25 protein-coding genes and 1 pseudogene are annotated in these 24,038 nt (G+C 44.0%); 17 read left to right on the top strand and 9 right to left on the bottom strand.

Translation table 11 applies throughout. From position 1 onward, the window contains the following. From MKS89_RS02475 to MKS89_RS02460, 4 genes are read right to left on the bottom strand one after another with little or no spacing between them, the layout of a single operon-like run. Positions 1-234, bottom strand: a complete 234-nt coding sequence (locus MKS89_RS02475) for an acyl carrier protein (protein WP_072960090.1) — start codon at positions 232-234, stop codon at positions 1-3. Between the two features lie 11 nt (positions 235-245). Continuing rightward, positions 246-1,250 carry a beta-ketoacyl-ACP synthase III gene (locus MKS89_RS02470; protein WP_072960092.1) on the bottom strand — a complete coding sequence of 335 codons (1,005 nt, stop codon included), beginning with the start codon at positions 1,248-1,250 and terminating at the stop codon, positions 246-248. After that, positions 1,234-2,085, bottom strand: coding sequence for an AvrD family protein (locus MKS89_RS02465; protein ID WP_072960093.1), 852 nt, complete (start codon positions 2,083-2,085; stop codon positions 1,234-1,236). The genes MKS89_RS02470 and MKS89_RS02465 overlap by 17 nt, the downstream gene beginning before the upstream one ends. 12 nt (positions 2,086-2,097) lie before the next feature. After that, entirely contained in the window at positions 2,098-2,748 is a 651-nt protein-coding gene (locus tag MKS89_RS02460; RefSeq protein ID WP_072960095.1) for a thioesterase II family protein, read from the bottom strand. Positions 2,749-3,644: 896 nt separating this feature from the next. Between MKS89_RS02460 and MKS89_RS21020 the strand changes: the two are divergent. After that, positions 3,645-3,888, top strand: a pseudogene (locus tag MKS89_RS21020) (transposase); the annotation flags it as partial. Positions 3,889-4,701: 813 nt separating this feature from the next. Here the strand turns inward: MKS89_RS21020 and recJ are convergent. From recJ to xerD, 3 genes are all read right to left on the bottom strand, one after another. Continuing rightward, positions 4,702-6,441 (bottom strand): single-stranded-DNA-specific exonuclease RecJ, encoded by a 1,740-nt coding sequence (recJ, locus tag MKS89_RS02455; RefSeq protein WP_072960097.1) that lies wholly within the window; start codon positions 6,439-6,441, stop codon positions 4,702-4,704. Between the two features lie 305 nt (positions 6,442-6,746). Further along, a complete protein-coding gene (dsbC, locus tag MKS89_RS02450; protein ID WP_072960098.1) occupies positions 6,747-7,481 on the bottom strand; it encodes a bifunctional protein-disulfide isomerase/oxidoreductase DsbC in 735 nt (244 codons plus the stop codon). A 14-nt stretch (positions 7,482-7,495) separates the two neighbouring features. Further along, positions 7,496-8,404, bottom strand: coding sequence for a site-specific tyrosine recombinase XerD (gene xerD / locus MKS89_RS02445; protein ID WP_278247355.1), 909 nt, complete (start codon positions 8,402-8,404; stop codon positions 7,496-7,498). Between the two features lie 200 nt (positions 8,405-8,604). Here xerD and fldB point away from each other — a divergent pair, with 200 nt between their 5' ends. Continuing rightward, complete coding sequence (gene fldB / locus MKS89_RS02440; protein ID WP_072960099.1) at positions 8,605-9,123, top strand: flavodoxin FldB; 519 nt, start codon at positions 8,605-8,607, stop codon at positions 9,121-9,123. 12 nt (positions 9,124-9,135) lie between these two features. On the opposite strand, the gene ampD is transcribed toward fldB, so the two are convergent. Beyond that, positions 9,136-9,702, bottom strand: coding sequence for a 1,6-anhydro-N-acetylmuramyl-L-alanine amidase AmpD (gene ampD / locus MKS89_RS02435; RefSeq protein ID WP_072960100.1), 567 nt, complete (start codon positions 9,700-9,702; stop codon positions 9,136-9,138). A 147-nt stretch (positions 9,703-9,849) separates the two neighbouring features. Between ampD and nadC the strand changes: the two genes are divergently transcribed. The 15 genes from nadC (at position 9,850) to MKS89_RS02355 (ending at position 21,670) form a co-directional block, all read left to right on the top strand. After that, positions 9,850-10,740 (top strand): carboxylating nicotinate-nucleotide diphosphorylase, encoded by an 891-nt coding sequence (gene nadC / locus MKS89_RS02430; RefSeq protein WP_072960101.1) that lies wholly within the window; start codon positions 9,850-9,852, stop codon positions 10,738-10,740. 103 nt (positions 10,741-10,843) lie between these two features. Beyond that, positions 10,844-11,458 carry a hypothetical protein gene (locus MKS89_RS02425; protein ID WP_072960102.1) on the top strand — a complete coding sequence of 205 codons (615 nt, stop codon included), beginning with the start codon at positions 10,844-10,846 and terminating at the stop codon, positions 11,456-11,458. Positions 11,459-11,640: 182 nt separating this feature from the next. Next, positions 11,641-12,081, top strand: coding sequence for a pilin (locus MKS89_RS02415; RefSeq protein WP_072960104.1), 441 nt, complete (start codon positions 11,641-11,643; stop codon positions 12,079-12,081). 260 nt (positions 12,082-12,341) lie between these two features. After that, positions 12,342-14,165 (top strand): GspE/PulE family protein, encoded by a 1,824-nt coding sequence (locus MKS89_RS02410; protein ID WP_072960106.1) that lies wholly within the window; start codon positions 12,342-12,344, stop codon positions 14,163-14,165. Beyond that, a complete protein-coding gene (locus MKS89_RS02405) occupies positions 14,143-15,369 on the top strand; it encodes a type II secretion system F family protein (RefSeq protein WP_072960108.1) in 1,227 nt (408 codons plus the stop codon). Before MKS89_RS02410 ends, MKS89_RS02405 begins: the two co-directional genes overlap by 23 nt. A 106-nt stretch (positions 15,370-15,475) precedes the next feature. Further along, positions 15,476-16,348, top strand: coding sequence for a prepilin peptidase (locus MKS89_RS02400; protein ID WP_072960110.1), 873 nt, complete (start codon positions 15,476-15,478; stop codon positions 16,346-16,348). A gap of 1 nt (position 16,349) precedes the next feature. Next, positions 16,350-16,958, top strand: a complete 609-nt coding sequence (gene coaE, locus MKS89_RS02395; protein WP_072960112.1) for a dephospho-CoA kinase — start codon at positions 16,350-16,352, stop codon at positions 16,956-16,958. Between the two features lie 32 nt (positions 16,959-16,990). Then, on the top strand, positions 16,991-17,731 hold the full coding sequence (gene zapD, locus MKS89_RS02390; RefSeq protein ID WP_021020549.1) for a cell division protein ZapD: 741 nt from the start codon (positions 16,991-16,993) through the stop codon (positions 17,729-17,731). Between the two features lie 84 nt (positions 17,732-17,815). Continuing rightward, the gene (gene yacG / locus MKS89_RS02385) at positions 17,816-18,019 is read left to right on the top strand and encodes a DNA gyrase inhibitor YacG (protein WP_021020548.1); all 204 of its coding nucleotides are present in this window, start codon (positions 17,816-17,818) and stop codon (positions 18,017-18,019) included. A gap of 246 nt (positions 18,020-18,265) precedes the next feature. Next, the gene (locus tag MKS89_RS02380) at positions 18,266-18,892 is read left to right on the top strand and encodes an RNA polymerase factor sigma-70 (protein WP_083571270.1); all 627 of its coding nucleotides are present in this window, start codon (positions 18,266-18,268) and stop codon (positions 18,890-18,892) included. Next, a complete protein-coding gene (locus tag MKS89_RS02375) occupies positions 18,889-19,086 on the top strand; it encodes a zf-HC2 domain-containing protein (RefSeq protein ID WP_205409134.1) in 198 nt (65 codons plus the stop codon). Before MKS89_RS02380 ends, MKS89_RS02375 begins: the two co-directional genes overlap by 4 nt. An 85-nt stretch (positions 19,087-19,171) precedes the next feature. Continuing rightward, on the top strand, positions 19,172-19,447 hold the full coding sequence (locus MKS89_RS02370; protein WP_072960114.1) for a BufA1 family periplasmic bufferin-type metallophore: 276 nt from the start codon (positions 19,172-19,174) through the stop codon (positions 19,445-19,447). Positions 19,448-19,460: 13 nt separating this feature from the next. Beyond that, a complete protein-coding gene (bufB, locus tag MKS89_RS02365; protein WP_077316282.1) occupies positions 19,461-20,441 on the top strand; it encodes an MNIO family bufferin maturase in 981 nt (326 codons plus the stop codon). Continuing rightward, positions 20,425-21,174, top strand: coding sequence for an HvfC/BufC N-terminal domain-containing protein (locus MKS89_RS02360; protein ID WP_072960129.1), 750 nt, complete (start codon positions 20,425-20,427; stop codon positions 21,172-21,174). The genes bufB and MKS89_RS02360 overlap by 17 nt, the downstream gene beginning before the upstream one ends. A gap of 10 nt (positions 21,175-21,184) precedes the next feature. Further along, positions 21,185-21,670: a DoxX family protein gene (locus MKS89_RS02355; RefSeq protein ID WP_072960132.1), complete on the top strand. Its 486-nt coding sequence runs from the start codon at positions 21,185-21,187 to the stop codon at positions 21,668-21,670. 74 nt (positions 21,671-21,744) lie between these two features. Here the strand turns inward: MKS89_RS02355 and parC are convergent, their stop codons facing one another. Then, a complete protein-coding gene (gene parC, locus MKS89_RS02350) occupies positions 21,745-24,036 on the bottom strand; it encodes a DNA topoisomerase IV subunit A (protein ID WP_072960135.1) in 2,292 nt (763 codons plus the stop codon). Positions 24,037-24,038 lie beyond the last annotated feature (2 nt).

Here is a 24,038-nt window from a genome sequence, read left to right as displayed (position 1 = left end):
CTAGTTTCCAGCCAATAAATTATCTATAGACTGTCCGATAGTTATTTCGTCACTAATATTACTATTAGATGATGTCAATTTGTATTCTTTATCAAGGATAACAAATATTTCAAGCAGTGTTAGAGAATCTATATCCAAATGTTCATAGACTGTATCTATCTTTACATCATCATATGGAACGTAGTACTTATCTACAAGTAATTCTCTTATTCTTTCAAATATCTTACTTTTCATATATATTTACCCTATAAATATTTTATTCCGACTTTTATACCAATAGAGGGAGATCTAACCAGAGCAGATCCCCATGTTATACCACCACCAAATGCAGTCATCACACCAAGAGTATTCTCATCAATTTCATTATTTAATAAAGATTTAGTCATAGCTAGGGGTATAGAGGCAGCAGATGTATTCCCATACTCATCTAAACTAATAGATGTGACAACATTTTTAAATCCTATAGTATCTTTTAGTGTATTTATAATCCTCATATTAGCTTGATGAGGAATTAAAAAATCCACTTCATCTTTCAATATATTATTTTTGGAAAGAATACTCTCCACTGAAACTTTCATTTTATCAATCGCTTTTAAGAAGACTTCCTTACCAGACATAGAAAAATAATTTGGTAAAATATTCTTTATACCTTTTAACTTACTTTCAGAACCACCATTCTCAATTGTTATTAAATCTTCAAACTCTCCATCACTTCCCAGAGTAATATCAATCAAGTCATTCTCATGTTCTGAAGCATTTAATAATATAGCTCCCGCACCATCTCCAAATAAAGGATAGGTCGTTCTATCATTAGGGTTAGTAATCGTAGAATATGTATCAGCACCTATTACTAATGCACTTCTATATGTTCCTGATTCGATGCCCATTTTAGCCATCTGAAGAGCATATATAAAGCCAGAGCAAGCAGCATTAATATCAAATGCAGCTATATGATTAAGATTCAGCCTAGCAGCAACTTTAGGTGCAGTAGCAGGACATAATCGATCTGGTGTAGATGTTGCTAGAACGAGCAAATCAATATTATCTAAATCATTATCACTTAGAGCTTCTTTTGCTGCAAAATAAGCTAGATCACCTGTACTTTCTCCTTCTTTTGAAAAATACCTAGATTTAATTCCTGTTCTAGTCGATATCCAATGATCACTGGTTTCTAGCATACTTGATATATCTTCATTTAATATCTTATTAGATGGTAATGCAGCACCTAATCCACTAATTTTTGCATACATAATTTTTCTGTCCTAACTTATGTGTAACTTTACAGTTAATTATAAAATCGCCCATTGTTCCTTTTATATTTGAACATCTCCAACATTCTTGATTCATTTCAATTAATTCATTATCTTCTAACTTTACGCATACCTTATCATCTACATTATTTTTATTGTTCATTCGTATATGTAAATCTCTCATCCATAGGTTATTAGAATCCTCTCTCTTTATATTATCTATTTTATATAATAAAACTTGTCCAAGTTGCAACGTAACTAAGAATGAATCTAATACATTAAATATATTTAATTTTTCAGTTTTCCTATACTTCATTACTTCAGAAGTGGCTATCTCCCCACTAATAAAATTTATATTTTTTATAATTTGAACATCATCTTCAAAACCATCAATATTATAATAGCCTTCATCTTTAATCTTATTCAAAATAATTTGAACATTCATATTTCCAATTTTACCATTAAGTGTTACAAGATCATTACTATTTTTTACTTTAAGAAAACATTCAATATTATCAAGATTTTCAAGTGGAATTTTTGATGATCTTATTATTATTTCACTTGGCATCAAGTCATGATAATTAAATGAAACATGGTTTTTATACAATGTAAACATACGCAAAGTTAATATGATTACATCAACACTACTTAGATGAGGATTTAACTTACCCTTCTTTTTAGACCAGTCAGTAGGATAAAAAATACTATAAGTATTTTTTATCTCATTATTACATATATCACTTTTTTCTAATTTATATATCGTTTTCTTATATCCACTACCAAAATAACGATTATCTGATTTCCCTAGATAATCATCAATATGTTTTACATTCATAACAGTTATTTCCTATACTATCTTATCAATTAACCTTGAATTTTCTCTGAAATAAAAATGATCACCAAAGACTAATTGGTGTGTAAAATAATTACATGTATAGTCACACCAGAGTTTCATATCTTTATATGGAGCAATTAGATCTCTATGTGAGGATATAGCACATATAGGAATATCAAGTTCTTTACTTCTATTCACTTTATAGTCTTGCAGTATTGATATATGATTTTTTATTCTATTTCTAGTATTTTCTGTGACCATATCATTTTCTTTTATTACACTAGGAACTGCATCATTCGATATTAGCTGTTCAACTAAGTCATCAATATTGCCTGATGACATCAATTTTTTCATAAACAGTTTTGGTGGCAAACATGAAGATACTATTAGTTTTTTACATTTATTATCAGGTATAGCTAGAGCACATTCGTAAGCAATGATAGCACCTAAACTATGTCCAAAAAAAATAATATCGTCATCTATTTTTTTTAAAAATTGAACAATTTTTTTTATAAAAAAAACCACATCATTCTTATCTAGTTCAAATGATTTATTATCATAATCTATTGTGATTACTTTACTGTTATCACCTATTAATCTTTCTATTATCTTAAAACATTTTTTACTTCCACCAGCATAAGGAAACAAAATCAGACAACTCATATTAAATATTCTATCTCATGGTTTAATTCTATTTTAATCATTACATCTTGATAAAATAAATACCTTTATTTCTATTGACTTTTTTTAAAAAGCAAAAAAAATATCAGAATACAATAAAAACAATTAGATATAGTGATAGCAATATAAAATCAGTTGAATATAATGTCCGTTTTTTTGAAGTTCGTCACATTTTTATTTTTATATTTTATTGATTAATATCATGGCAATATTAAATTCACATTAATTTATTATAAAAAATAATTCTCTTATAAGAAAAAGTTCAAAAAAAATACCACAAACATTATAAAATCAAATAATTTACATATAAATTATTTGATTTATATATACTTTGTCCGTTTTGATACCCATCTATTTTTAATGATAATATATAATTTTATATTCACAATTATTTTCAATTTCATCATTTATAAAAATTTGAATGGGTCTAGCTAGTTATATAAGGGATTTTAGTTCAACCAATCTAGGATTTTTTACTTTTATGAATGAGCTAATTATCAACAATCAGTGTGACTGTTTTTCCTGCTGGGGAAGGGGATTATCTAGACTATTAAGTTATTCCAAATCCTGGGACGTTGGTAATATTACTGGAATCATAAACAAATTTATTTGGAGTACTGTAGTTTGAAGCTCAATAAAAGTTGAAAAAGTAAAAATGTCTTCCCTCTCGTCATCCGTTTTCGTTGATAATTCCTGTGCAATCGACTCACAGCTGCTCGATGGATTTTATGATGACAGTCCACTATGTGGTAGATAGTTCAGAACATTAATTTTGCCGATAATTTCACCCGAGAAATTCTGACAATAGAACCATCATGGTTTAATGATTCCAGACACCAATTAAGGTAGTAAAATCACCATCAGAAAAGATATGTTCAATAACAAAACAACGTCGCTCATTTTCAGCAGAATTTAAATTCGAGAACGCAAATCTGGTTTTCATCCAAGAAGGATCCATTTCCAAAGTCTACCGGTCCCTTCATCTCAAAGAAACGCTTATTCATTGTGGGTTAAACAACTTGAACGAACAGGAAACAAATTCCAACATCTAAAGTGTTGCTCCCTGAACAGCAAAAAATTCAAAAGTTTGAAGCTAGGATTAATCGTCTGGAACGAAAAAAAACATATTAAAAAATGTATAGTCGACTCCTGAATTGTAAGAGAAATTCAATTCTAGAAGTCATTTACGTCAATGTATCCGGCCTATTCGTGAGCAACCTTTGTGCTCTTGCTTTGGTGGGATCCGCACATCACCGTCCTAATAAAGCTTTCAGTCACGATAGATTGCTTTTTAGCCAGGCTTCAATGATGTGGGATTAACTCTTCTTTCATCTGTTATCTTCCGCAAAACATAAGATAGCTATTATTGTAGTGGGCAACTACAAGAGGTTAATAACTTCCAGAAGATACGAATGAATTTGTTCGCCAGCACAATAAGAACCACATGATTATGATGTGATGCATCCAGTCTGCCAATACACTTCCCAAGAGAAGACCGCTCCCGATTCATGTGGATTTTCAGTACTTTTGCCCCTTGGATAACCAGCGTTCTCGTAAACGAAAAAATAAGGCACGCATGAAATCTGGCAATCCATTGTCAGTATCTTCCAAAATGCTTATACCTTCCGTCCTACAGTACTGCTATCCCGTATTCCAGCAAAAGAGTGCTCATCTGATTAACAACAGCTGTTCGTTCCATAATAAACCTCTGTCAGACTCAGTGTGTTGCTTGCAACGCAAGCTCTGTTCATCCATTTTTAATGGCACACTGTGCATAGAACCACGACCCCAATTTCGGCAATCGAGGTGGCATCATTGAAGTCGTTCTTATCTAATTTCAGGTAAGGTTTACAAACTATGCAGGGATTATCTTCACTTCAAATCCTACCCCCTCAATAATGAGATCTTTATCAAATCAGTAATTACAATCTTTACCTAACGTGCTTCAATATGATCGACAATCAGCTGTAACGACTGATTACCACGAAACTCATTAATATCGAGCTTATAAACAATATGCACGGTTTTGACGGATCGATCTGGCCAACGGCGAACATCGACATTGAATGCGATGGCATCGATCATTTTATGCGTGGTATGTCCCTGATAAATCGGCTCAAGCATAAGTTTTAAATGCTTTTCTGCGACCAATTTCTGATCCAGCACTTTAAATTCACCATCAAATAGTGGCTCAGGGAATGCCTGTCCCCATGGACCGCCGGCTCTGATCGTTTCCGCGGTATACATAGAAAACTCCTCTGGCAGCAGTTCTCCGTCAGACAAAAGCACGCCTTTGAGTGCTGACTCGTCAAGGTTATCGCGAACCACCCGATCAAACTGGCAAGAAAAATGTTCAAAGTCACTGGCCTTGATTGACAGCCCTGCAGCCATGGCATGTCCGCCAAATTTCAGGATCAAACCGGGATGCCGGGTATCAATTAAGTCCAACGTATCCCGCATGTGCAGACCGGGGATTGAGCGACAAGATCCTTTGAGTAAACCGTCTCCGGCATCCGCAAAAGCGATGACCGGCCGATGATAAGAATCCTTGATTCGAGAGGCCAGAATCCCGATCACCCCTTGATGCCAGTCTCGTTGAAATAATGCGATACCGAAAGGAAGTTCACTTCCCTCTCCTAATTTCAGTCGCTCGCAAAATGCCATCGCTTCTTGCTTCATCCCCGACTCGATCTCTTTACGAGTCTGATTCAACGCATCCAATTCACTGGCCATTCTCCGTGCGGCATGAATATTGTCACACAACAACAGTTCAACACCGAAGGACATGTCATCCAATCGGCCTGCGGCATTGATTCTCGGCCCTAAAGCAAAGCCAAAATCAGCGGCAACCAGATGACGAGAATCTCGCTTAGCAACTTCAATGAGCGCCTGAATTCCGGGGCGTACATGCCCGGCTCGAATACGCTGAAGCCCTTGATGGACCAACACGCGGTTATTCTCATCCAGCGGCACCACATCGGCGACCGTTCCCAGCGCGACCAAATCCAGCAATTCCATTAATTTCGGTTCCGGTATACCTCGCTGCCCAAACCAATTTTGCTTACGCATGGCAACACAAAGCGCCATCATGAGATAGAAAGCAACCCCGACACCCGCCAATGCTTTTGAAGGGAACTGGCAACTGGGTAAATTGGGATTCACCATTGCATCCGCTTCAGGTAACACATGACCCGGCAGGTGATGGTCCGTCACGATCACCGTCAATCCCTGCTGCTTGGCATAACGGACCCCTTCAATCGAAGAAACCCCATTATCAACCGTCATGATCACTTCAGCATTCATCGCCAATGCCTGATCAACAACCTCCGGACTCAAACCGTAACCGTCATCAAAACGGTTCGGCACCAGATAATCGACCCGATGACTACCCATCATCCGCAGTGCCAAGACCGATAATGCCGAGCTGGTTGCACCATCGGCATCGAAATCACCGACAACGATGATTCGCTGCTGACGCTGTATGGCATCAAACAGAATGGCAACCGCCCGCTCAATTCCGTCAAGCAACTGGTAACTGTGCAAAGATTTAGCACTCTTCTCCAATTGGCTGACATGCTGGACACCACGCCCAATATACAAACGTCTCAGAATCGGAGGAATGCTATCCGGTAGCAAGGAAATGTCAGCGACAGGTCTTCTTTTTACTTCAATCATTTTTCTCTTCAATCATTGTTCACGACAAGACGATTCGGATACACGGATCATACCATGCTGACAAAGGCTCGGTTCAGACCATCTGTTCTCCCGACAAATATCCATGGTCTAAGCAATAAATAATCGGAGAAATCAATAGACTGAAAAGTGAATCGCCTGAGAAATATACCCAAATGACCTCAAGATGCAGTTTCAGCGAGAATCACTGGGCTCAGAGGCAAGGCAGAGATTTGAGTCATAGCCATTCTATGGCGAGAATCTCTAACACAGTCTCTGAGTTCAGTGAACTCGCCCTTCGGGAGTGCTTAAATCGCTTTTAAACGCTCAAGTAATTTCTCTGGCGGTAAGTAGCCACCGACCATTTCGCCGTTCGGTAGGAAAATTGCTGGTGTCCCGCTAATGCCCAGCTCCCGGCCAAGCTGGTAATGATTGGCTATTTCTTGCTTACACTTGCCTATATCACCTTCTGGCTTCGCAATGTCGCGATTGATTTTGGCATTATTCAGTGCTTTCGCCGGATCATCGGCACACCAGATTGCGGCCATTTGCCCGGCAACCTGCCCGCTCGGTCCCTGACGCGGGAACGCCAGATAACGGATCGTGATACCTAAATCATTATACGCTTTCAACTGACTGTGCAGACGGATGCAATAACCACAGGTAATATCCGTGAACACCGTGACCACATATTTTTCATGATCAGCCTTATACACGATCATCTGATCTTTCATTTGTTCAATTCGTTTGGCATTAATCGGTGCCTGACGTTTTGCAATCACATCTTCATACTGACCGTTGCCTTTCATTTTATACAGGGTTCCGGCAATGAAATAGTCCCCTTTGGGAGAAGCGAACAACACCCCATTGGTAGTTTGAACTTCGACCAGACCATCAACATCAGCAGGGACAATGTCCTTCACACTTAATCCCAACGACTGGAATCGCTGCATTAATGCCTGTTTATCAAATGAATCAGCGGCTGACGCTGCCAGAGAGAAAAATACTAAACCTAATAAAACTAATTCGCGGATTGCGCGCATCATTGTCACCTTACTTAAGCCCTTGGATGATGTTCGTTGTGGAGCTGTTTTAGTCTTTCAGTCGCCACATGAGTATAAATTTGCGTTGTCGATAAGTCACTATGCCCCAACAACATCTGTACGACCCTGAGATCTGCACCATAGTTCAGTAGATGCGTTGCAAATGCATGTCGTAGCACATGAGGCGATAACATGTCCGTATCGATACCCGCCTGAACTGCATAATATTTAATCCGGTACCAAAATGTCTGACGCGTCATCTGACGGGCCCTGCGGCTGGGAAACAAGACATCAGATGAATGCTCACCCAACAAAATGCCTCTCCCTTGCTGCAAGAATGTCTGAATCCACTCAATGGCATTTTCGCCCATCGGTACCAGCCTTTCTTTGCCACCTTTACCGAATACTCTGACCACCCCCTGCCTCAGACTGATATTCTCCATCGTCAGCGTGACGAGTTCCGTGACCCGTAATCCAGTTGCATACAACAACTCCAGCATGGCTTTATCACGTAACTCGACGGGATCGTCAGGATTTGGGGCATCCAGTAATGCTTCCACCTGAGCTTCACTCAAATCCTTCGGTAAGCGCTTTGGTAACTTTGGCGTCACCAGTAAAGCGCTCGGATCATCCGTCCTGACCTTTTCACGATTCAAATATTGAAATAAACGACGAATCGCAGAAAGCATTCTGGCTCGGGATGTCTGTTTATAATTTTCATCCACCAGCCAAGCTTGAAACGCCTGTAGTTCAGGTGTCAGAACGGACGCAAGTCGATAGTCGTAACGCTGCATCCAACGCAACAGTTTTTCCAAATCATGACGATAAGACGCTAACGTGTTTTCCGATAAACCACGCTCCATCCACATCGCATCCAAAAACTGTTCAACCCAGCGCTGATCAGCAGCAAAAATCTCAGACACTATCAACCTCACTTTCATTTCACCTGCCCTTAATACCATAGAATCATCTTCCGACAGAAGAAACATCACTAAAAACCGATCAATTTTATCGCGAGTCACTCATCTTGAGCTCGTCGGGGGATAGCGTTAGAATCCGACAACCTTGAGCACGTTGGCATACATTGATTTGCTGGAATAATTGATTTGCTGGAATAATTGTTATGAAGATTGGTCTTTTCTACGGTTCCACCACCTGTTACACCGAAATGGCAGCCGAAAAAATTCGCGCGATGATCGGTGAAGATATCGTCGATGTACACAACGTGAAAGATGTCCCTTTAACGCGAATGCAAGACTATGATCTGCTGATCCTCGGGATCTCGACTTGGGATTTCGGCGAAATTCAGGAAGATTGGCAAGCAATCTGGGATCACATTCAACAGCCGAATCTAGCCGGAAAGTATGTTGCGCTCTACGGACTGGGGGATCAAGAAGGCTATGGTGAATGGTATCTCGATGCCATGGGGTTGCTTCATGATGAACTGCAACAATGTGGCGTCCATTTTATCGGATATTGGCCGAACGAAGGCTACAACTTCGATACATCAAAAGCTCTGACCGAAGATGGTCGCTATTTTGTCGGTCTTGCACTGGATGAAGACTCTCAATACGAACTGAGCGACGAGCGCATCGCAAACTGGTGTGAACAAATACTTGTTGAATATCATGATGCGCTCTAGGGCGTATCATCTTCATCTCAGCATATCACTGACATTATTTTTCAGCATGTGTCGATAGCGACGCCAATCAAAGGTTAACCCCGGATCTGTTTTGCGTAGCGGTGCAATGTACTGATGACCGGTAATACGTTGCCGAGAGATCTGCGGGTAGCGCGCTAGGATTGCTTGGGTCAACGTTGCCAGAGACTGGTACTGCGCATCGGTATAAGCGGTAAATTCGGTGCCTTCCAACTCAATACCAATCGAATAGTCATTGCAACGTGCCCGTCCGGCAAACGAAGATGCACCTGCGTGCCATGCCCGATCCAGAAAAGAAACAAACTGAATCACATGGCCGTCACGTCGAATCAGGCAATGCGCAGAAACCCGAAAATCAGCAACAACTTGAAAAAAAGGATGCTGATCCGCCTGTAGTTTGCCCTGAAAAAGCTGCTCGATGTAGGGCCCGCCGAATTGTCCCGGCGGTAGTGTGATGTTATGGATCACCAGCAAGGATATATCCTCAGGGCTTTCCCGTTGGTCATAAAACGGAGAAATCACCTGTTGGGCTTTGTCGTACCATCCATTCGGATCGATCATTCCTGTCATCCTCTCACTGCTTTTGTCTCGGAATTTTACGCAAATCACCGGAAAATTCGAACACAATGGCTGAATTTCACATCCGGTCATCGTATGATGCCGCATCTATACCACTAAAAATGTCTAACCAACAGCGAAAGATCGTCGATGAAAAACAGCCATAATAGTCAGGAACGCCTCAGCTACCTCAAACAGCAGTTGCCTCTCGATATTACTCGAGTCGTCAGAGAAACCCTTTATGAAGATCTGGGTGGCACGGTTGATCCGAGTGCCGACATTACAGCCAGCCTGATTCCGGCAGATCAACAGAATACAGCCACAATCATCACCAGAGAAGCCGGGGTATTTTGTGGTCAAGCTTGGGCGGATGAAGTCTTTCTGCAACTTGGTGGCAGCGTGACGATCGAATGGCATGTGCAAGATGGTGATCGCGTCGAGCCCAATCAAACCCTGTGCACCCTGTGCGGTCCCGCTCGGGTATTGTTGACCGGTGAACGAAATGCCATGAACTTTATTCAGACATTATCCGGTTGTGCTTCCAAAACTGCGCAGTATGCAGCGATGCTTCAGGGCACTGAATGCCGTCTGCTCGACACGCGAAAAACCGTCCCCGGACTGCGTAACGCACTCAAATATGCCGTCACCTGCGGCGGCGGATTGAACCATCGCATCGGGGTGTTTGATGCCTATCTGATCAAAGAAAATCATATTATCGCCTGTGGCGGAATTGCCGCTGCCATTCACACAGCAAAACAACTCAACCCCGGCAAACCCGTCGAAGTTGAAACTGAATCGCTCAACGAGCTGCAACAAGCGATCGAAGCCGGTGCCGATATCATCATGCTGGATAATTTTGACTGTGACATGATGCGAGAAGCGGTACGAATTAATGCCGGCAGAGCTGCGCTGGAAACCTCAGGCAATGTGACTCTGGCAACCATTCGTGAATATGCCATGACGGGGGTTGATTATATTTCCGTCGGGGCACTTACCAAACATATTCAGGCACTCGATTTGTCGATGCGTTTTCAGGGATAGTAAGAGACGGTACTCAGTAGACTTAACCTCAAACACATCAAGCGTGCAGGAAAAGATAAAAAATTCTGAACACTGACACACGGATTGTGTCTATTCATTCAGAATGCAAAATGTTCACGGTGAACAAATACAGGATAAAATCACAACCAATATGATCAATGTAAAATCCCTGCTGAGTGCGACGAGCACGAAAATTGTCCTGCTGTTTCTGCTGGTGATCTCGATTGGTCTTTGGCTGACATCCCATTATCTGCTGACATTTCAGAATAAAGAAATGGACTGGGAATGGTACGATATCGGCGGTGTACAGGTCACGCGAACCACGGATACCCACCAGTTACTGTTTCGCCGTGTTTATCCTTTTCAGCAAGCCGTTCTCTTTACCTCTCTGACACTGGACAACCGCTTTGATCTGTTCACGATCTTCAACCACTCATGCACGCCAGATCAAACGTACACGGTCACTGTCAATCGTGACAAAGGGTCACAGCAATACCCGCTCATCTGCGATGAAAATGGCCGTGAACTCTCTTTTCGTCTGGTCATGACGACACCTCGGCCGTTATCCATCACCTTCAATCAGCAATCCATCACCTTTCAACCCCGCAACTGGGCATTGGCATTTCTGAAAAAAGATCAGTTCATTCAGAAAAATAAGCACTATTTCTGTACGAAGAAACACTTCGATGCCTGCGAATATGAGTGGTCCAGAGACTAAGACAAACAGGTTCTCACGAAATATTTGCACAAAAAATGCGGACTCTGTCGAAATATTCTGAGACTTATATGTCAGTCAGGAATGAGCGCTCTAGCGCTCTCCCGCATTCACAAATAGCCCCCGTTTCAATAACCCGCGACCGAATTATGCTGTGCTCCGTTCACTAACAACGGAGATCTTTTATGCCCTCAACAACCAGCCGACAACTTGGGTTTACCTTGGTTGAATTAATGATTGTCGTCACCATTATCGGCATTCTGTCTTCCATTGCAGTCCCGGCTTACCACAACTACATCCAGAAATCAGAAGTCACCGCAGGTGTCAGTACCACCAGTGCACTGACAACCAATATCGATTTATTCATACAGGAAAACGGCAAATTTCCGTCCGCAACAGGGCTGAGCGAGATTGGCGCAAGTGCCACGATGAGCGCTTTGGGAACACTATCGCTACTTCCGGATCCCGAGGTCGCGGAGCAAGGTGTGCTGTTGTTCGAATTTAATGCCACGACATCGGTTTCCGGGAAAAAGGTGCAATGGCAAAAAAGCGCAACCACGGGATGGCAATGTATTCAGGATGCGGCAGAACACATCAAAGGGTGTCAGCAAGGCTCCATCATGTAAAGCACCATCATGTTAGCCCCCCTCGATATGCCAGATATACCCAAGTAACCTCAAGATGCAGGATTCAGAGTGTCTTCAATCGGCGTCATTCAAGGAAAATGTCGGCAGGAATGGCCTTCCCATTTCAATGGCATTTGACGCAGAAAGGCGCCGATTGAAGCACTCCCGAAGGGCGAGTTCACTGAAACTGCATCTTGAGGTCATTTGGGTATATAGCCCAGACTGATAACCATGAACCAGAACGATCAGAGGCTCAAACCATGAGTATATTACTTCGGCTTCTCCATTCAGAACGCCACCTGACGCAAGAACAATTCACCATGATGACGGAACAATGCGGACATCATGCAACCGCGCCATTGAGAGTCCTGTTAGATTCTCAACTGATGACCGCAAAACAAATAGCGGATTTCATTGCCCGACATCTCAAACTGCGTCAGATCGACATTCACACTTACGCTTATGCAGAAACCTGTCAGCAATTAGAGGTCAGTGATCTGATGCAACTTTACTTAGCCCTGCCACTATCAATCCAGCAAGAATGGCTGACACTGGCTGTCGGAGATCCAACCATCCCCCATCTTCGCGAAGATTTTCAGTTTGCTACCGGACTCAATATTGATGTGGTGATTGCTGATGCAGAACAATTACAAGAAGCGATCGCACACTACGAATCCAGCGACAAAGGCGGCCATAGTCTTCCCGCTCAAAATCGGTTGGATGAATACGTAATTCAGGAAGCGAATGATGATTACCAGACCACGGATATTCAGCCCAACGATGCCCCTGTCACACAGTTTATCCTACAACTCATTCAGGAAGCCCATCAAAGACACGCTTCAGACATTCATTTCGAACCTTATGAGAACACTTATCGGATTCGCATGAGAATCAATGGATTACTGCTAACGACGCATACACCATCGAATAAAGTCAGTCGCAGACTCGCATCTCGGCTCAAAGTATTAGCCAATTTAAACATTGCGGAACGCCGTTTACCGCAAGACGGACGAATCAAACTCGGTGCTTCATTGACAATCGATGTCGATCTCAGGATCTCAACCCTACCGACCCAATGGGGGGAAAAGATTGTTATTCGGCTCCTCAATAGCCATCAAATGGCGCTACACCCTGATCAACTGGGATTTTCTGCGGTTCAACATGAGATGTTTCTACAAGCGATTCAACATCCTCAGGGCATGATTCTGATTACCGGCCCGACCGGCAGTGGCAAAACAGTGACCCTCTATTCCGCACTGACTTGGCTCAACGACGAATCACGCAATATTTCAACCGTAGAAGATCCGATAGAAATCGCACTCTCCGGCGTCAATCAAATTCAAGTCAACGAAAAAATCGGGATGTCATTCAGTCATATCCTCAGGGCGCTACTCCGGCAGGATCCCGACACACTGATGATTGGTGAAATCCGTGATCCGGAAACCGCAGAAATCGCTTTTCGGGCAGCGCAAACGGGACATCTGGTGTTTTCAACGCTGCATACCAACTCAGCACATGAAGCCCTGACCAGACTCCTCTACATGGGACTGGAAACCTATCATATCCTGCCGACCATTCGTCTGGTGGTGGCTCAACGACTACTCCGCAAGCTTTGCCCACGCTGCAAAGTCGCCGTACAGCTGGCTCCTGAGTTGTGCCAACGCTGGCCCATTTTAAATAACGGACAGATTTATCAGCCATCAGCGCAAGGCTGTCACGCCTGTATTGCCGGCTATCAGGGCCGCTTCAGCATTTATGACATGTACCAGCCCACCCAGCTCACTTCCTTCTCAGATACTGCCTTCTCAGATAAAGCGTCCCATCCTGTGGAAAAACACATGCCATCTTCGGGAAACGGCACCATATCAGGTCTGTGGCATGAAGGACTAGAGAAAGTCCGCCAAGGCGTGACCGCTTATGAAGAAATTGTCCGAGTACTGGGAACACCGCCGGCCGAGACCACCAAAGCCTGTTCAGCGACGCCATCCTCATCAGCACCACATCAGCCGACCCCATCTCAACATGCCACAAAATCTCAATACACCACAGACAAAGGAGACCATGATGCCGTCCCCGACGCCTGAACTTCATCGTTATTACTGGCAAGGAATTCATCTCAATCAGCAGCGAAAAACCGGACATCTGTGGGCCTTCTCTCAGGAAGAGGCACTCCGCCAGCTGCAACCAACGTTGACGGCTATCCATATCATTCGCCCAGCACCACCCAATCCACTCACCCGGTGGCTCAATCGTGCTCGCGTGAAAGATATCACAGACCTTGTACGACAACTGGCAATCATGCTGAACGCAGGGCTTCCCATTGTTCAAGCGCTTCTTTTGATGGTCACACAATTCTCGCGTTTTGGCGGAAAACTGATTGTATTACAAGCACACGATGCGCTGATGAACGGTGCATCAGTCACAGATGCACTCCAACAAAGTTCATCCGCTTTTCGTGGTCTGTATGGTGACATGCTCCATGCCGGAGAAATGACCGGAAGAATCGCGGAAACGCTGGCTCAAATTGCCGACTATCGAGAAAAGCACGCACAGCTCCGCGCAAAAATGATCAAAGCGGCAACCTATCCGTCGATTGTGCTGGCGAGCGCACTGCTACTCACCACCCTGATGTTAACTAAAGTCATCCCTGAATTTGCTCAGATGTTTGCCCATATGCACGCTGAGTTACCTTGGTTGACTCGTCAGGTTCTGATCGTATCGGACATGCTACGATTTTGGGGGAAGTGGACTATCACCTTGATAATTGGTGTGATCTGCCTGTTGAGGTGCTTCTGGCATCGCCTCACGATACTCCAAACGATGGTTGAAGCACTCCAACTCAAGCTACCGCTGTTCGGACCTTTGAGAACAAAAGCAATCATGATTCGTTGTTGCCGCACTCTGGCAACCTGCTATGATTGCGGCATTCCTTTACTGGATAGCCTGAAAAGCGCACAAAATATTGCAGGGTCGCTACGGTATCGAGCGGCACTAGACACAGTTTTGACACAAGTATCTGCCGGAAGTAGCTTATATGTGGCGATGCAGAACAGTCACCATTTTCCTGAATTTGTCACACAAATGGTATTCATCGGAGAAGAATCCGGTACATTAGGTCAAGTGCTGACGAAAGTAGCCCAACAATACGAACAAGACATCGATCAGTCGATTGAACAGCTCGGAGAAATGATTGAACCCTTATTGATTGTGTTGCTTGGCGGCTTGATCGGCGGGTTAGTCATCGCAATGTATTTACCTGTCTTTAACTTAATGCAGGTGATGGGATAGTATAATGCCCGCGATTGTCCACTCAGATAGACTCTGAGCCATTGGTCTGAATTGAAACCACCTCGTTAAACGAGGTGGATTATCGAATAACATTGAGCACAGTTGAATGGATGCATTTTTGATTTATCCTTGGTTATTTCCAGTTTTTGCGAGCCTCTTCGGCCTTATCATCGGCAGTTTTCTCAATGTCGTCATCTATCGTTTACCACGAATGATGGTCACAAACTGGAAGCAAGAATTTGCCGAAGCTTTCCCCGAGTACGATATTCCTTCACCAACGAAGAAGGAACGGATTTCCCTCAGTCTCCCGGCATCATTCTGTCCGCACTGCCATCACCGAATCCGGATTTGGCATAATATTCCACTGTTTGGCTGGTTATTACTCGGTGGCAAATGTGCAGATTGTGGTGAGCGTATATCGATACAATATCCGCTGGTAGAATTCTTGACGGCGCTGGCAAGCGGCATCATCGCGATTCATGGCGGTATGACTTATTACACGCTGGCATTGTTTGTCTTTACTTACATCAGCATTGCCGCAGCATGTATCGATCTCAATCAGATGTTACTCCCTGATAATTTAACGCTCCCGTTGATCTGGCTTGGGCTATTACTATCACTGACACACATCAATCCTCTACCTTTATCCGATGCGGTGATAGGCGCGGTTGCCGGCTATTTATCTCTCTGGTCGATTTACTGGATGTTTAAACTCCTGACCAAAAAAGAAGGCATGGGATACGGTGACTTTAAATATCTTGCAGCCTTAGGGGCATGGATCGGCTGGCAGACGTTACCAATGGTGATTTTATTGTCCTCAGTGATTGGCATCATTTTAGGTGTCACACTACTGTTGATAAGAAAACAAGGTAATCAGACCTTTCCATTCGGCCCTTCTCTGGCAATTGCCGGATGGATTTGTCTCCTCTGGGGCGACCCCATGATGAGCTGGTATACATCAATCGTGTTAGGAGCGTAATATGACATTCGTCGTCGGGTTAACCGGAGGAATATCGAGCGGCAAAACAACGGTGGCCGATCTCTTTCATCAACACTTTGCGATTGATGTCGTCGATGCGGATGTCATTGCCAGAGAAGTGGTTGCCATCGGAACCCCGGGGCTGGCTGCCATTGCAGAACATTTCGGCCAAACCATACTCAACCATGACGGCACATTAAATCGCTCGCGGCTCAGAGAAATTATTTTTGCCGATGCCCATGAAAAATCATGGCTGGATCAACGCCTTCATCCGATGATCAGACAAAAGATGAAGTGTGCACTGACTCATACCACTTCTCCCTACGCATTGTTAGTGATCCCACTCTTAGTCGAAAATCAGCTCCAGTCGATGGCTGACCGAATTTTAGTCGTCGATGTGGATGAAACGATACAAATCCAGCGCACAATGCGCCGTGACGGAATCAGTTATCCGCACGCTCAGAATATACTTTCTGCCCAAGCAACAAGAGCTGAACGCCTTGCAGTGGCCGATGATGTGATTAACAATAGTGCAGAAAACCATCAACTTCTGCCTCAAATCACAGAATTGCACCAAAAGTACCTAGCCATGAGCGGCAGAAATTTGTGAAAATAATACGGATATAAATAAAGGCTAGCGAAATGACGATCCATCAATTCGAACATCCCCTGAATGAAAAGACTCGAATTTATCTGAGAGTCGAAGCCCTGCTGGCCCAACTTCATCGTGCATCTCAATTTGATGATGGTGACCAATATCAGCTTTTTTTCCGGGCATTATTTGACCTGCTTGATATTTTTGAACAAATTCAGCTTCGCAGTGAACTGGCAAAAGATATCGAAAAACAGCGTATCATGTACCGAAATTGGTTGAATGTTGACGGCGTCGATCAAAATACATTACTGGCGTTACTGAGAGAAGTTGATGAAGTTCATTCAAATTTGATGAATTCAGAACGCTTTGGGGTGTCACTCAAAGAAGATCGCTTTCTGCTTTCTGTCCGTCAGCGCTTCAATCTTCCCGGAGGTTCATGTTGTTTTGATCTGCCAGCCCTGCATTACTGGCTCCATACACCGACGGAACAGAAGCAGCAGGATGCTTCAACTTGGCTCCAAACCCTGAAACCACTCTCATCCGCATTAAGTCTATGGCTGAAACTCGCCCGGGAAACCGGTCAGTACCGAGCTTATACCGCAAAATCAGGCTTTTATCAGAGCGATGCTGAGGATGCCAATATTCTCCGCCTGATGATTCCTCTGGAATATGGGGTTTATCCCATGATTTCAGGACACAAAAATCGTTTTGCGATAAAATTTATTGAATTTGAAACGAATCAAGCCAGCACCTGTGATATTCCGTTTGAACTGGCAGTCTGTTGCTAACCAACGATGTGTGACTAACGAACTAGGTTACTAACGTACTAGGTTATTAACGTACTAGGCTGCTCACCAACTATATAGAGAATTATGACGAATCCAAAAATCACCACTGTTCAATGTCCTCAATGTGGCAACGCTGTTATTTGGGGGGAGCAAAGCCCCTTCCGACCATTTTGTAGCAAACAATGCCAAATGATCGACTTTGGCAGTTGGGCAAATGAAGAAAATGTTATCCCCAGCGCATCCGACATATCTGATACGGATGATTGGTCAGAAGACGACCTCGATTAACCTTCACATCCGCCCTCAATCGGGCGGATGTCTCTATTTCCCCTATCAATTTTCCGCTTTCTATTGATCTCCGCTCAGACATGATTCAGCTCCGGCCCGCTCTTCAACGTCCCCTTGTTATTGAAATACGCAACGCGACGAAGCACACAGCGTTGCTATCAGATCGATTAAAATAAAAAATGTACGGTAAGGAATTGATTCAAGATTCGTCTAAACTAACAGAGTTCCTTTCTATTGAGATATTGAATGACATTAGCAGACTCAGAGATTCAACCCAGCACATACTCACGCCATCTCTTTGATGATGAGCAGTTTATCCAACCATTAAGACAGCAGATGTTGAAATTTGCCCGGTTGCAGGTTCAAGACGAACAACTGGCCGAGGACGCCGTTCAAGAAGCGATGATAGCCGCATATCAACATATCGATAAGTTTGAACAGCAAGCTGCGTTGAAAACTTGGATTTTTGCCATTCTCAAAAATAAGTTGATCGATTTACTGAGAAAAGAAAAACGCACCACTGCCGCGAGTCAGCTTGAACAAGGGGACGGTATTCAAGGCGAGGCCTTGATTGAAAAACTGTTTGATCAACATGGTCACTGGCATAAACATGAGCGTCCGGTGAAATGGCAACAACCTGAGAATTGTATTGAAAACGAATACTTTTGGCGTGTGTTTGATGCTTGTCTGAATGCTTTACCGGAACGCTACAGTCGACTATTTATGATGCGAGAGTTCCTTGATCTGGAAACCCCCGAGATTTGTCACCATGAAGAGATATCGGTCAGCCACCTGAATGTCACGCTCTACCGTGCTCGTCTTAGACTCAGGGAGTGTTTAGAAAATAACTGGTATCTGTCGGAGGAACGATGATGATGAACTGTAAACAAGCCACACGCCTTCTTTCCGAACGGATGGAGCGATCACTCACAACCAAAGAAAAATTAGCACTGCGTCTCCATACATGCATGTGTAGCAGTTGCCGCCGTTTTGGTAATCAAATGGATGATATTCGTTTATTATCAAAAGCTTATATGAGTACTGAATTAGAAGATAAAGAAAAATAAATTTTTTTTCATTTTTTGTGTAATACCGACCCCTGTTCATCCGTCGAATAAGGGAATTAGACAGTACACTTGTGAGGAAAACACTATGAAAACATCAAAAACATCTCTTGCTTTCGCGCTGACAACTGCGGTTGCACTTTCGGCAGTGACACTACCGGCCCAAGCCGCCAGTAAAGAAAAATGCTACGGCGTCTCGCTTGCCGGACAAAATGATTGTAAAGCCGGCCCCGGAACCTCTTGTGCCGGGACATCAAAAACAGATTATCAGGGAAATGCCTGGAAGTTTGTTCCTAAAGGGACTTGCATGGAGATGAAATCAGAAACCTCGTCGACAGGCCATGGTCAACTCAAAGCATTCTAAGTCGGGGGGCACGATGATTCAACCTCGTCTAACCCAATCTACCGAAGACGTGCAAACGTCTTCGGGCTTTCCTCGCCTAAGTGGGGTGAGCTTAAAACCCTGTCACTATCAGACGATTTTAGCAGAACAACCGTCAGTCGGTTTTTTTGAAATCCATGCTGAAAACTATCTCTCCGCCGGAGGACCTAACCGCTACTATCTGGAAAAGATTCGAGAACATTATCCGCTCACCGTTCATGGGGTTGGCCTCTCGATCGGTGGCGAATCACCATTAAACCGAGAACACCTGAAGAAAGTCGCTCAACTGGTTGAATGGATCGAACCGCTGGTCTTCTCTGAGCATTTAGCTTGGTCCAGCCATTTCAACCACTTTTTCAATGATTTGCTGCCATTGCCTTACACGGAAAAAACACTTCGACAAGTTTGTTCACACATTGATCAGGTTCAGGAGCAACTAAAACGCCCGATGCTGCTTGAGAATCCATCCACTTATTTGCGTTTTAAAACAACCACGATGAGTGAGCTGGAATTTATCTCGGCGATCATCGAACGAACCGGTTGCCAGTTGTTACTCGACGTCAATAATGTTGCCGTCTCCTGTTTTAATCATCAGCAGGATCCTTACCAATATATCAATCAATTTCCCGGTCAGGCTGTGCGACAAATTCATCTGGCTGGATATGCAGTGGACCAGAATGAGGCGGTTCCACTGAGAATCGACAGTCATGATCGAGAAGTCACTGACGACGTTTGGCAGCTATATCAATATACCTTACAGCAGTGGGGAGATAAGCCCACATTAATTGAATGGGACGGACAACTGCCGGAATTCGGTGTGCTTCAACAACAGGCCACCATGGCTGATCAGATCCGAACTCGCATTCAAGGTGCTTTTCAATCCAAATTAAGTCAATCCAAGTTCAGTCAATCAGAGTTAAGCCAATCAAATTCAGGTCAATCAGAGTCGGGGGCAGACCATGCAACAGCAATTTAGCCAGTCGATCCTGATGCAAAGCGACGAAGTGTTGCCACAAATCGACGCCATATCAATTGCGGAAAAGCAAGCTCGCTTCGCCGTTTACCGCAACAATATCTATCATTCACTGACTGAAGCGCTGGAAGAGATCTACCCGGTCTGCCAGCAGCTTGTCGGTGAAGATTTTTTTCGAATGCTGGCAGGTCATTTTATTCAACATTATCCGCCAAGCTCACCGATTTTAAGCGAATATGGTGAATATTTTGCTGAGTTTTCCAGCACCATCCCTCAGCTTTCATCATTGCCTTATTTCAGTGAATTAGCCAAGTTGGAATATCAATTACTGCAATTGACTCACGCTGCCGATATCCCCACACTCTCCATTAGCGACATTCAAAACCATCTGGCAGAATGCGCCGATCCGACGCAATCGGTCTGGCAACTCACCGAACCCTGCCTGTTATGGCAAACATCTTATGCGGTCGGGTTAATTTATCAGGCCCACCAACCAGATTCAGGGCTCATACTTTCGGATATCCAATGGGATAAAAGTGAGTACCTACTACTCACTAAAAGAGAGCGGTATGGGGTGTTCTATGCGCTTTCAGCGGATGAATTCCATTTACTTCAGCAATTACAGCAAGGTGTCACGCTAGCACAAGCGAGTCAGGCCATTGCACCTGCTCATTTCCCAGAGTTATTTTCAACACTCTTACAGAAACCCATTATTCGCGCGATTTTGCCACAATAGGAGCCTGTTTATGTCACTGCCATTGCTGAAGAAAATCTCGGCCTCTCCGTGGACGGCGTCGATCATTTTATTGCTGAGTCGCTTCGGTCTCGCTGCGATTTTCTGGTTATCCGGACAAACCAAAATTGAAGGCTTTGCGTTCAATTTGATATCCGGCCCAATTCATCTGGGTTGGCCGACGATCAAGGACAGCACATTTGCCCTATTCGAATATGAATACAACCTGCCGATCATTCCTTATGTGTGGGCCGCTTATCTGGCCACTATTACCGAACATCTGCTGGCCATATTATTGCTCACCGGATTGATGACTCGCTTTGCCGCGCTGGGCATTTTTGGAATGACGCTGGTGATTCAGCTTTTTGTTTATCCGGATGCTTATCCGACACATGCCACCTGGCTAGCGCTGAGTGCCTGGATTATGTACCAGGGTGCCGGGGCAATTTCATTGGATTCTCTACTGCGTTTTCGCCGCCATCACCAAGCTCATTCATAAAAATTGATCCATAAAAAACTGGGCAATTCTCATTGCCCAGTTTTTTTACATATCAGTCAAGTCGATTGATTCAATCAAGCATTATCATTGTCAGATGCTTGCCCATCTCCCTCAACTGCGACATCTTCGATATCAATCCGGGTCACCCGTTGTAAACCACGCGGCAGCAGAGCACCTCTCCGGCCTCGTTCACCACGGAAGTTGTCCAGATCGTCCTGCTTCAGCCCAAGCTTACGCTTACCGGCATAGATCGTCATTGCTGCGCCTTGCGGCAGAACCATCAGATGAGAAACAAATTCTTCTCTTTCTTTGGCTTTCGCCGAAGGAATATTAATGATCTTGTTACCTTTACCTTTACCCAGTTGCGGCAGATCTTTTATCGGGAATAACAACATACGACCTTGATTGGTGATCGCCAAAATTTCATCCGATTCTAAATGATTCAACGGTTGTGGCGTCATGATCAGCGCGTTATCCGGCAAATTCACCAACGCTTTACCGCTGCGGTTCTTGGAGAGAAAATCACTCCCTTTACACACAAAGCCATAGCCGGCATCCGACCCCACCAGCCACAGTTGATCATCCTCTCCCATGACCACCTGACGAATTTGTGTGCCTTCAGCGACATTCAGACGTCCGGTAATCGGCTCCCCCTGAGAACGGGCTGACGGCAAAGTATGTGCTTCGAGTGAATAACTGCGCCCGTCACTGCCAAAGAACACCGCCTGCTGATTACTTTTTCCACAAGCATGAGCCAAATATTGGTCACCCGATTTATAATTCAGTCCCTGACAATCGATGTCATGCCCTTTGGCATGGCGAATCCAGCCTTTATCCGACAAGATCACCGTGATCGGCTCACTCGGTACCAATTCTCTTTCCGTTAATGCTTTCGCTTCAGCTCTTTCAACCAATGGCGAACGACGATCATCGCCATATTTCTCGGCATCGGCTTTCAACTCTTTTTTCAACAGCGTATTCAAACGACTCTCTGAACCAAGTAGCTGCTCTAATTTGTCCCGCTCTTTTTCCAGCTCTTCTTGCTCAGCGCGGATTTTGAATTCTTCCAGTTTCGCTAAATGACGTAAGCGTGTATCTAAAATCGCATCTGCCTGAATTTCTGAAATCCCGAACCGAGCCATTAGAACTGCTTTCGGCTCATCTTCGTTGCGGATAATCTCAATGACTTCATCGAGATTCAGGTAAGCGATCAGCAAGCCTTCAAGAATGTGTAATCTTGCCAGAACTTTATCCAGCCGGTACTGCAAGCGACGCTTGACCGTATTGCGGCGAAACGCAAGCCATTCGGACAAGATTTCCACTAAGCCTTTCACCTGAGGACGATTATCCAGACCAATCATATTCAGGTTCACACGGAAACTTTTTTCTAAATCAGTCGAAACGAACAGATGGTTCATCAAGACGTCACAATCGATTTTTTTCTTACTCGGAACAATCACGATCCGCGTCGGATTCTCATGATCAGACTCATCGCGCAGATCTTCGACCATCGGCAATTTCTTCGCACGCATCTGGCTGGCAATTTGCTCTAACAATTTCGCGCCGGAAACCTGATGAGGCAGTGCGGTGATAACAATATCACCCCCTTCTTTATGCCAAACCGCCCGCATTTTGATACTACCGCGGCCGGTTCGATATATTTTTTCAATATCGGTACGAGCAGAGACAATTTCCGCTTCCGTCGGGTAATCAGGCCCCTGAACATAGCCCATGATCTCATCTAGACCAGCCTGAGGTTTATCAATGAGATGAATGACAGCATCTGCAACTTCCCGAACATTATGCGGCGGGATGTCTGTCGCCATCCCCACGGCAATCCCTGTCACGCCATTGAGTAAGATATGTGGTAAACGTGCCGGCAGCATTTGTGGCTCATTCATGGTGCCATCAAAGTTTGGCTGCCATTCAACCGTACCTTGTCCGAGCTCGCTCAATAGCACTTCCGAAAAACGAGACAGTTTGGCTTCGGTATAACGCATTGCAGCAAAAGATTTCGGATCATCCGGAGCCCCCCAGTTCCCTTGACCATCCACTAGCGGATGACGGTAAGAGAAAGGTTGAGCCATCAGAACCATAGCTTCATAACAGGCCGAGTCACCATGAGGATGATATTTACCCAGCACGTCACCGACGGTCCGGGCCGACTTTTTATATTTGGCCGAAGCCGATAACCCAAGCTCCGACATTGCATAAATAATACGGCGCTGAACGGGTTTCAGACCGTCACCAATGTAAGGCAATGCACGGTCCATAATGACGTACATCGAGTAGTTCAGGTATGCGTCTTCCGTAAATTTACGTAACGGCAGCTGTTCTACTCCGTCAAAACTGATTTCTGTTGCCATGT

Origin of the sequence: Vibrio gazogenes, from assembly GCF_023920225.1 — a bacterium.
Classification (GTDB): Bacteria; Pseudomonadota; Gammaproteobacteria; order Enterobacterales; family Vibrionaceae; genus Vibrio; species Vibrio gazogenes.
Note: the sequence above shows the minus strand (reverse complement) of the source record. Positions and strands in the feature narration are given on the sequence as shown.

Coding starts and splice junctions, on each gene's coding strand:
- zapD (WP_021020549.1), top strand. CDS start 16,991: ATGACGATCCATCAATTCGAACATCCCCTGAATGAAAAGACTCGAATT.
- ampD (WP_072960100.1), bottom strand. CDS start 9,702: ATGATCGATCCGAATGGATGGTACGACAAAGCCCAACAGGTGATTTCT.
- MKS89_RS02405 (WP_072960108.1), top strand. CDS start 14,143: ATGATGCCGTCCCCGACGCCTGAACTTCATCGTTATTACTGGCAAGGA.
- MKS89_RS02360 (WP_072960129.1), top strand. CDS start 20,425: ATGCAACAGCAATTTAGCCAGTCGATCCTGATGCAAAGCGACGAAGTG.
- MKS89_RS02380 (WP_083571270.1), top strand. CDS start 18,266: ATGACATTAGCAGACTCAGAGATTCAACCCAGCACATACTCACGCCAT.
- coaE (WP_072960112.1), top strand. CDS start 16,350: ATGACATTCGTCGTCGGGTTAACCGGAGGAATATCGAGCGGCAAAACA.
- nadC (WP_072960101.1), top strand. CDS start 9,850: ATGAAAAACAGCCATAATAGTCAGGAACGCCTCAGCTACCTCAAACAG.
- MKS89_RS02375 (WP_205409134.1), top strand. CDS start 18,889: ATGATGATGAACTGTAAACAAGCCACACGCCTTCTTTCCGAACGGATG.
- yacG (WP_021020548.1), top strand. CDS start 17,816: ATGACGAATCCAAAAATCACCACTGTTCAATGTCCTCAATGTGGCAAC.
- fldB (WP_072960099.1), top strand. CDS start 8,605: ATGAAGATTGGTCTTTTCTACGGTTCCACCACCTGTTACACCGAAATG.
- dsbC (WP_072960098.1), bottom strand. CDS start 7,481: ATGCGCGCAATCCGCGAATTAGTTTTATTAGGTTTAGTATTTTTCTCT.
- MKS89_RS02460 (WP_072960095.1), bottom strand. CDS start 2,748: ATGAGTTGTCTGATTTTGTTTCCTTATGCTGGTGGAAGTAAAAAATGT.
- bufB (WP_077316282.1), top strand. CDS start 19,461: ATGATTCAACCTCGTCTAACCCAATCTACCGAAGACGTGCAAACGTCT.
- MKS89_RS02470 (WP_072960092.1), bottom strand. CDS start 1,250: ATGTATGCAAAAATTAGTGGATTAGGTGCTGCATTACCATCTAATAAG.
- MKS89_RS02475 (WP_072960090.1), bottom strand. CDS start 234: ATGAAAAGTAAGATATTTGAAAGAATAAGAGAATTACTTGTAGATAAG.
- recJ (WP_072960097.1), bottom strand. CDS start 6,441: ATGATTGAAGTAAAAAGAAGACCTGTCGCTGACATTTCCTTGCTACCG.
- MKS89_RS02400 (WP_072960110.1), top strand. CDS start 15,476: ATGGATGCATTTTTGATTTATCCTTGGTTATTTCCAGTTTTTGCGAGC.
- parC (WP_072960135.1), bottom strand. CDS start 24,036: ATGGCAACAGAAATCAGTTTTGACGGAGTAGAACAGCTGCCGTTACGT.
- MKS89_RS02370 (WP_072960114.1), top strand. CDS start 19,172: ATGAAAACATCAAAAACATCTCTTGCTTTCGCGCTGACAACTGCGGTT.
- MKS89_RS02410 (WP_072960106.1), top strand. CDS start 12,342: ATGAGTATATTACTTCGGCTTCTCCATTCAGAACGCCACCTGACGCAA.
- MKS89_RS02425 (WP_072960102.1), top strand. CDS start 10,844: ATGCAAAATGTTCACGGTGAACAAATACAGGATAAAATCACAACCAAT.
- MKS89_RS02415 (WP_072960104.1), top strand. CDS start 11,641: ATGCCCTCAACAACCAGCCGACAACTTGGGTTTACCTTGGTTGAATTA.
- MKS89_RS02355 (WP_072960132.1), top strand. CDS start 21,185: ATGTCACTGCCATTGCTGAAGAAAATCTCGGCCTCTCCGTGGACGGCG.
- MKS89_RS02465 (WP_072960093.1), bottom strand. CDS start 2,085: ATGAATGTAAAACATATTGATGATTATCTAGGGAAATCAGATAATCGT.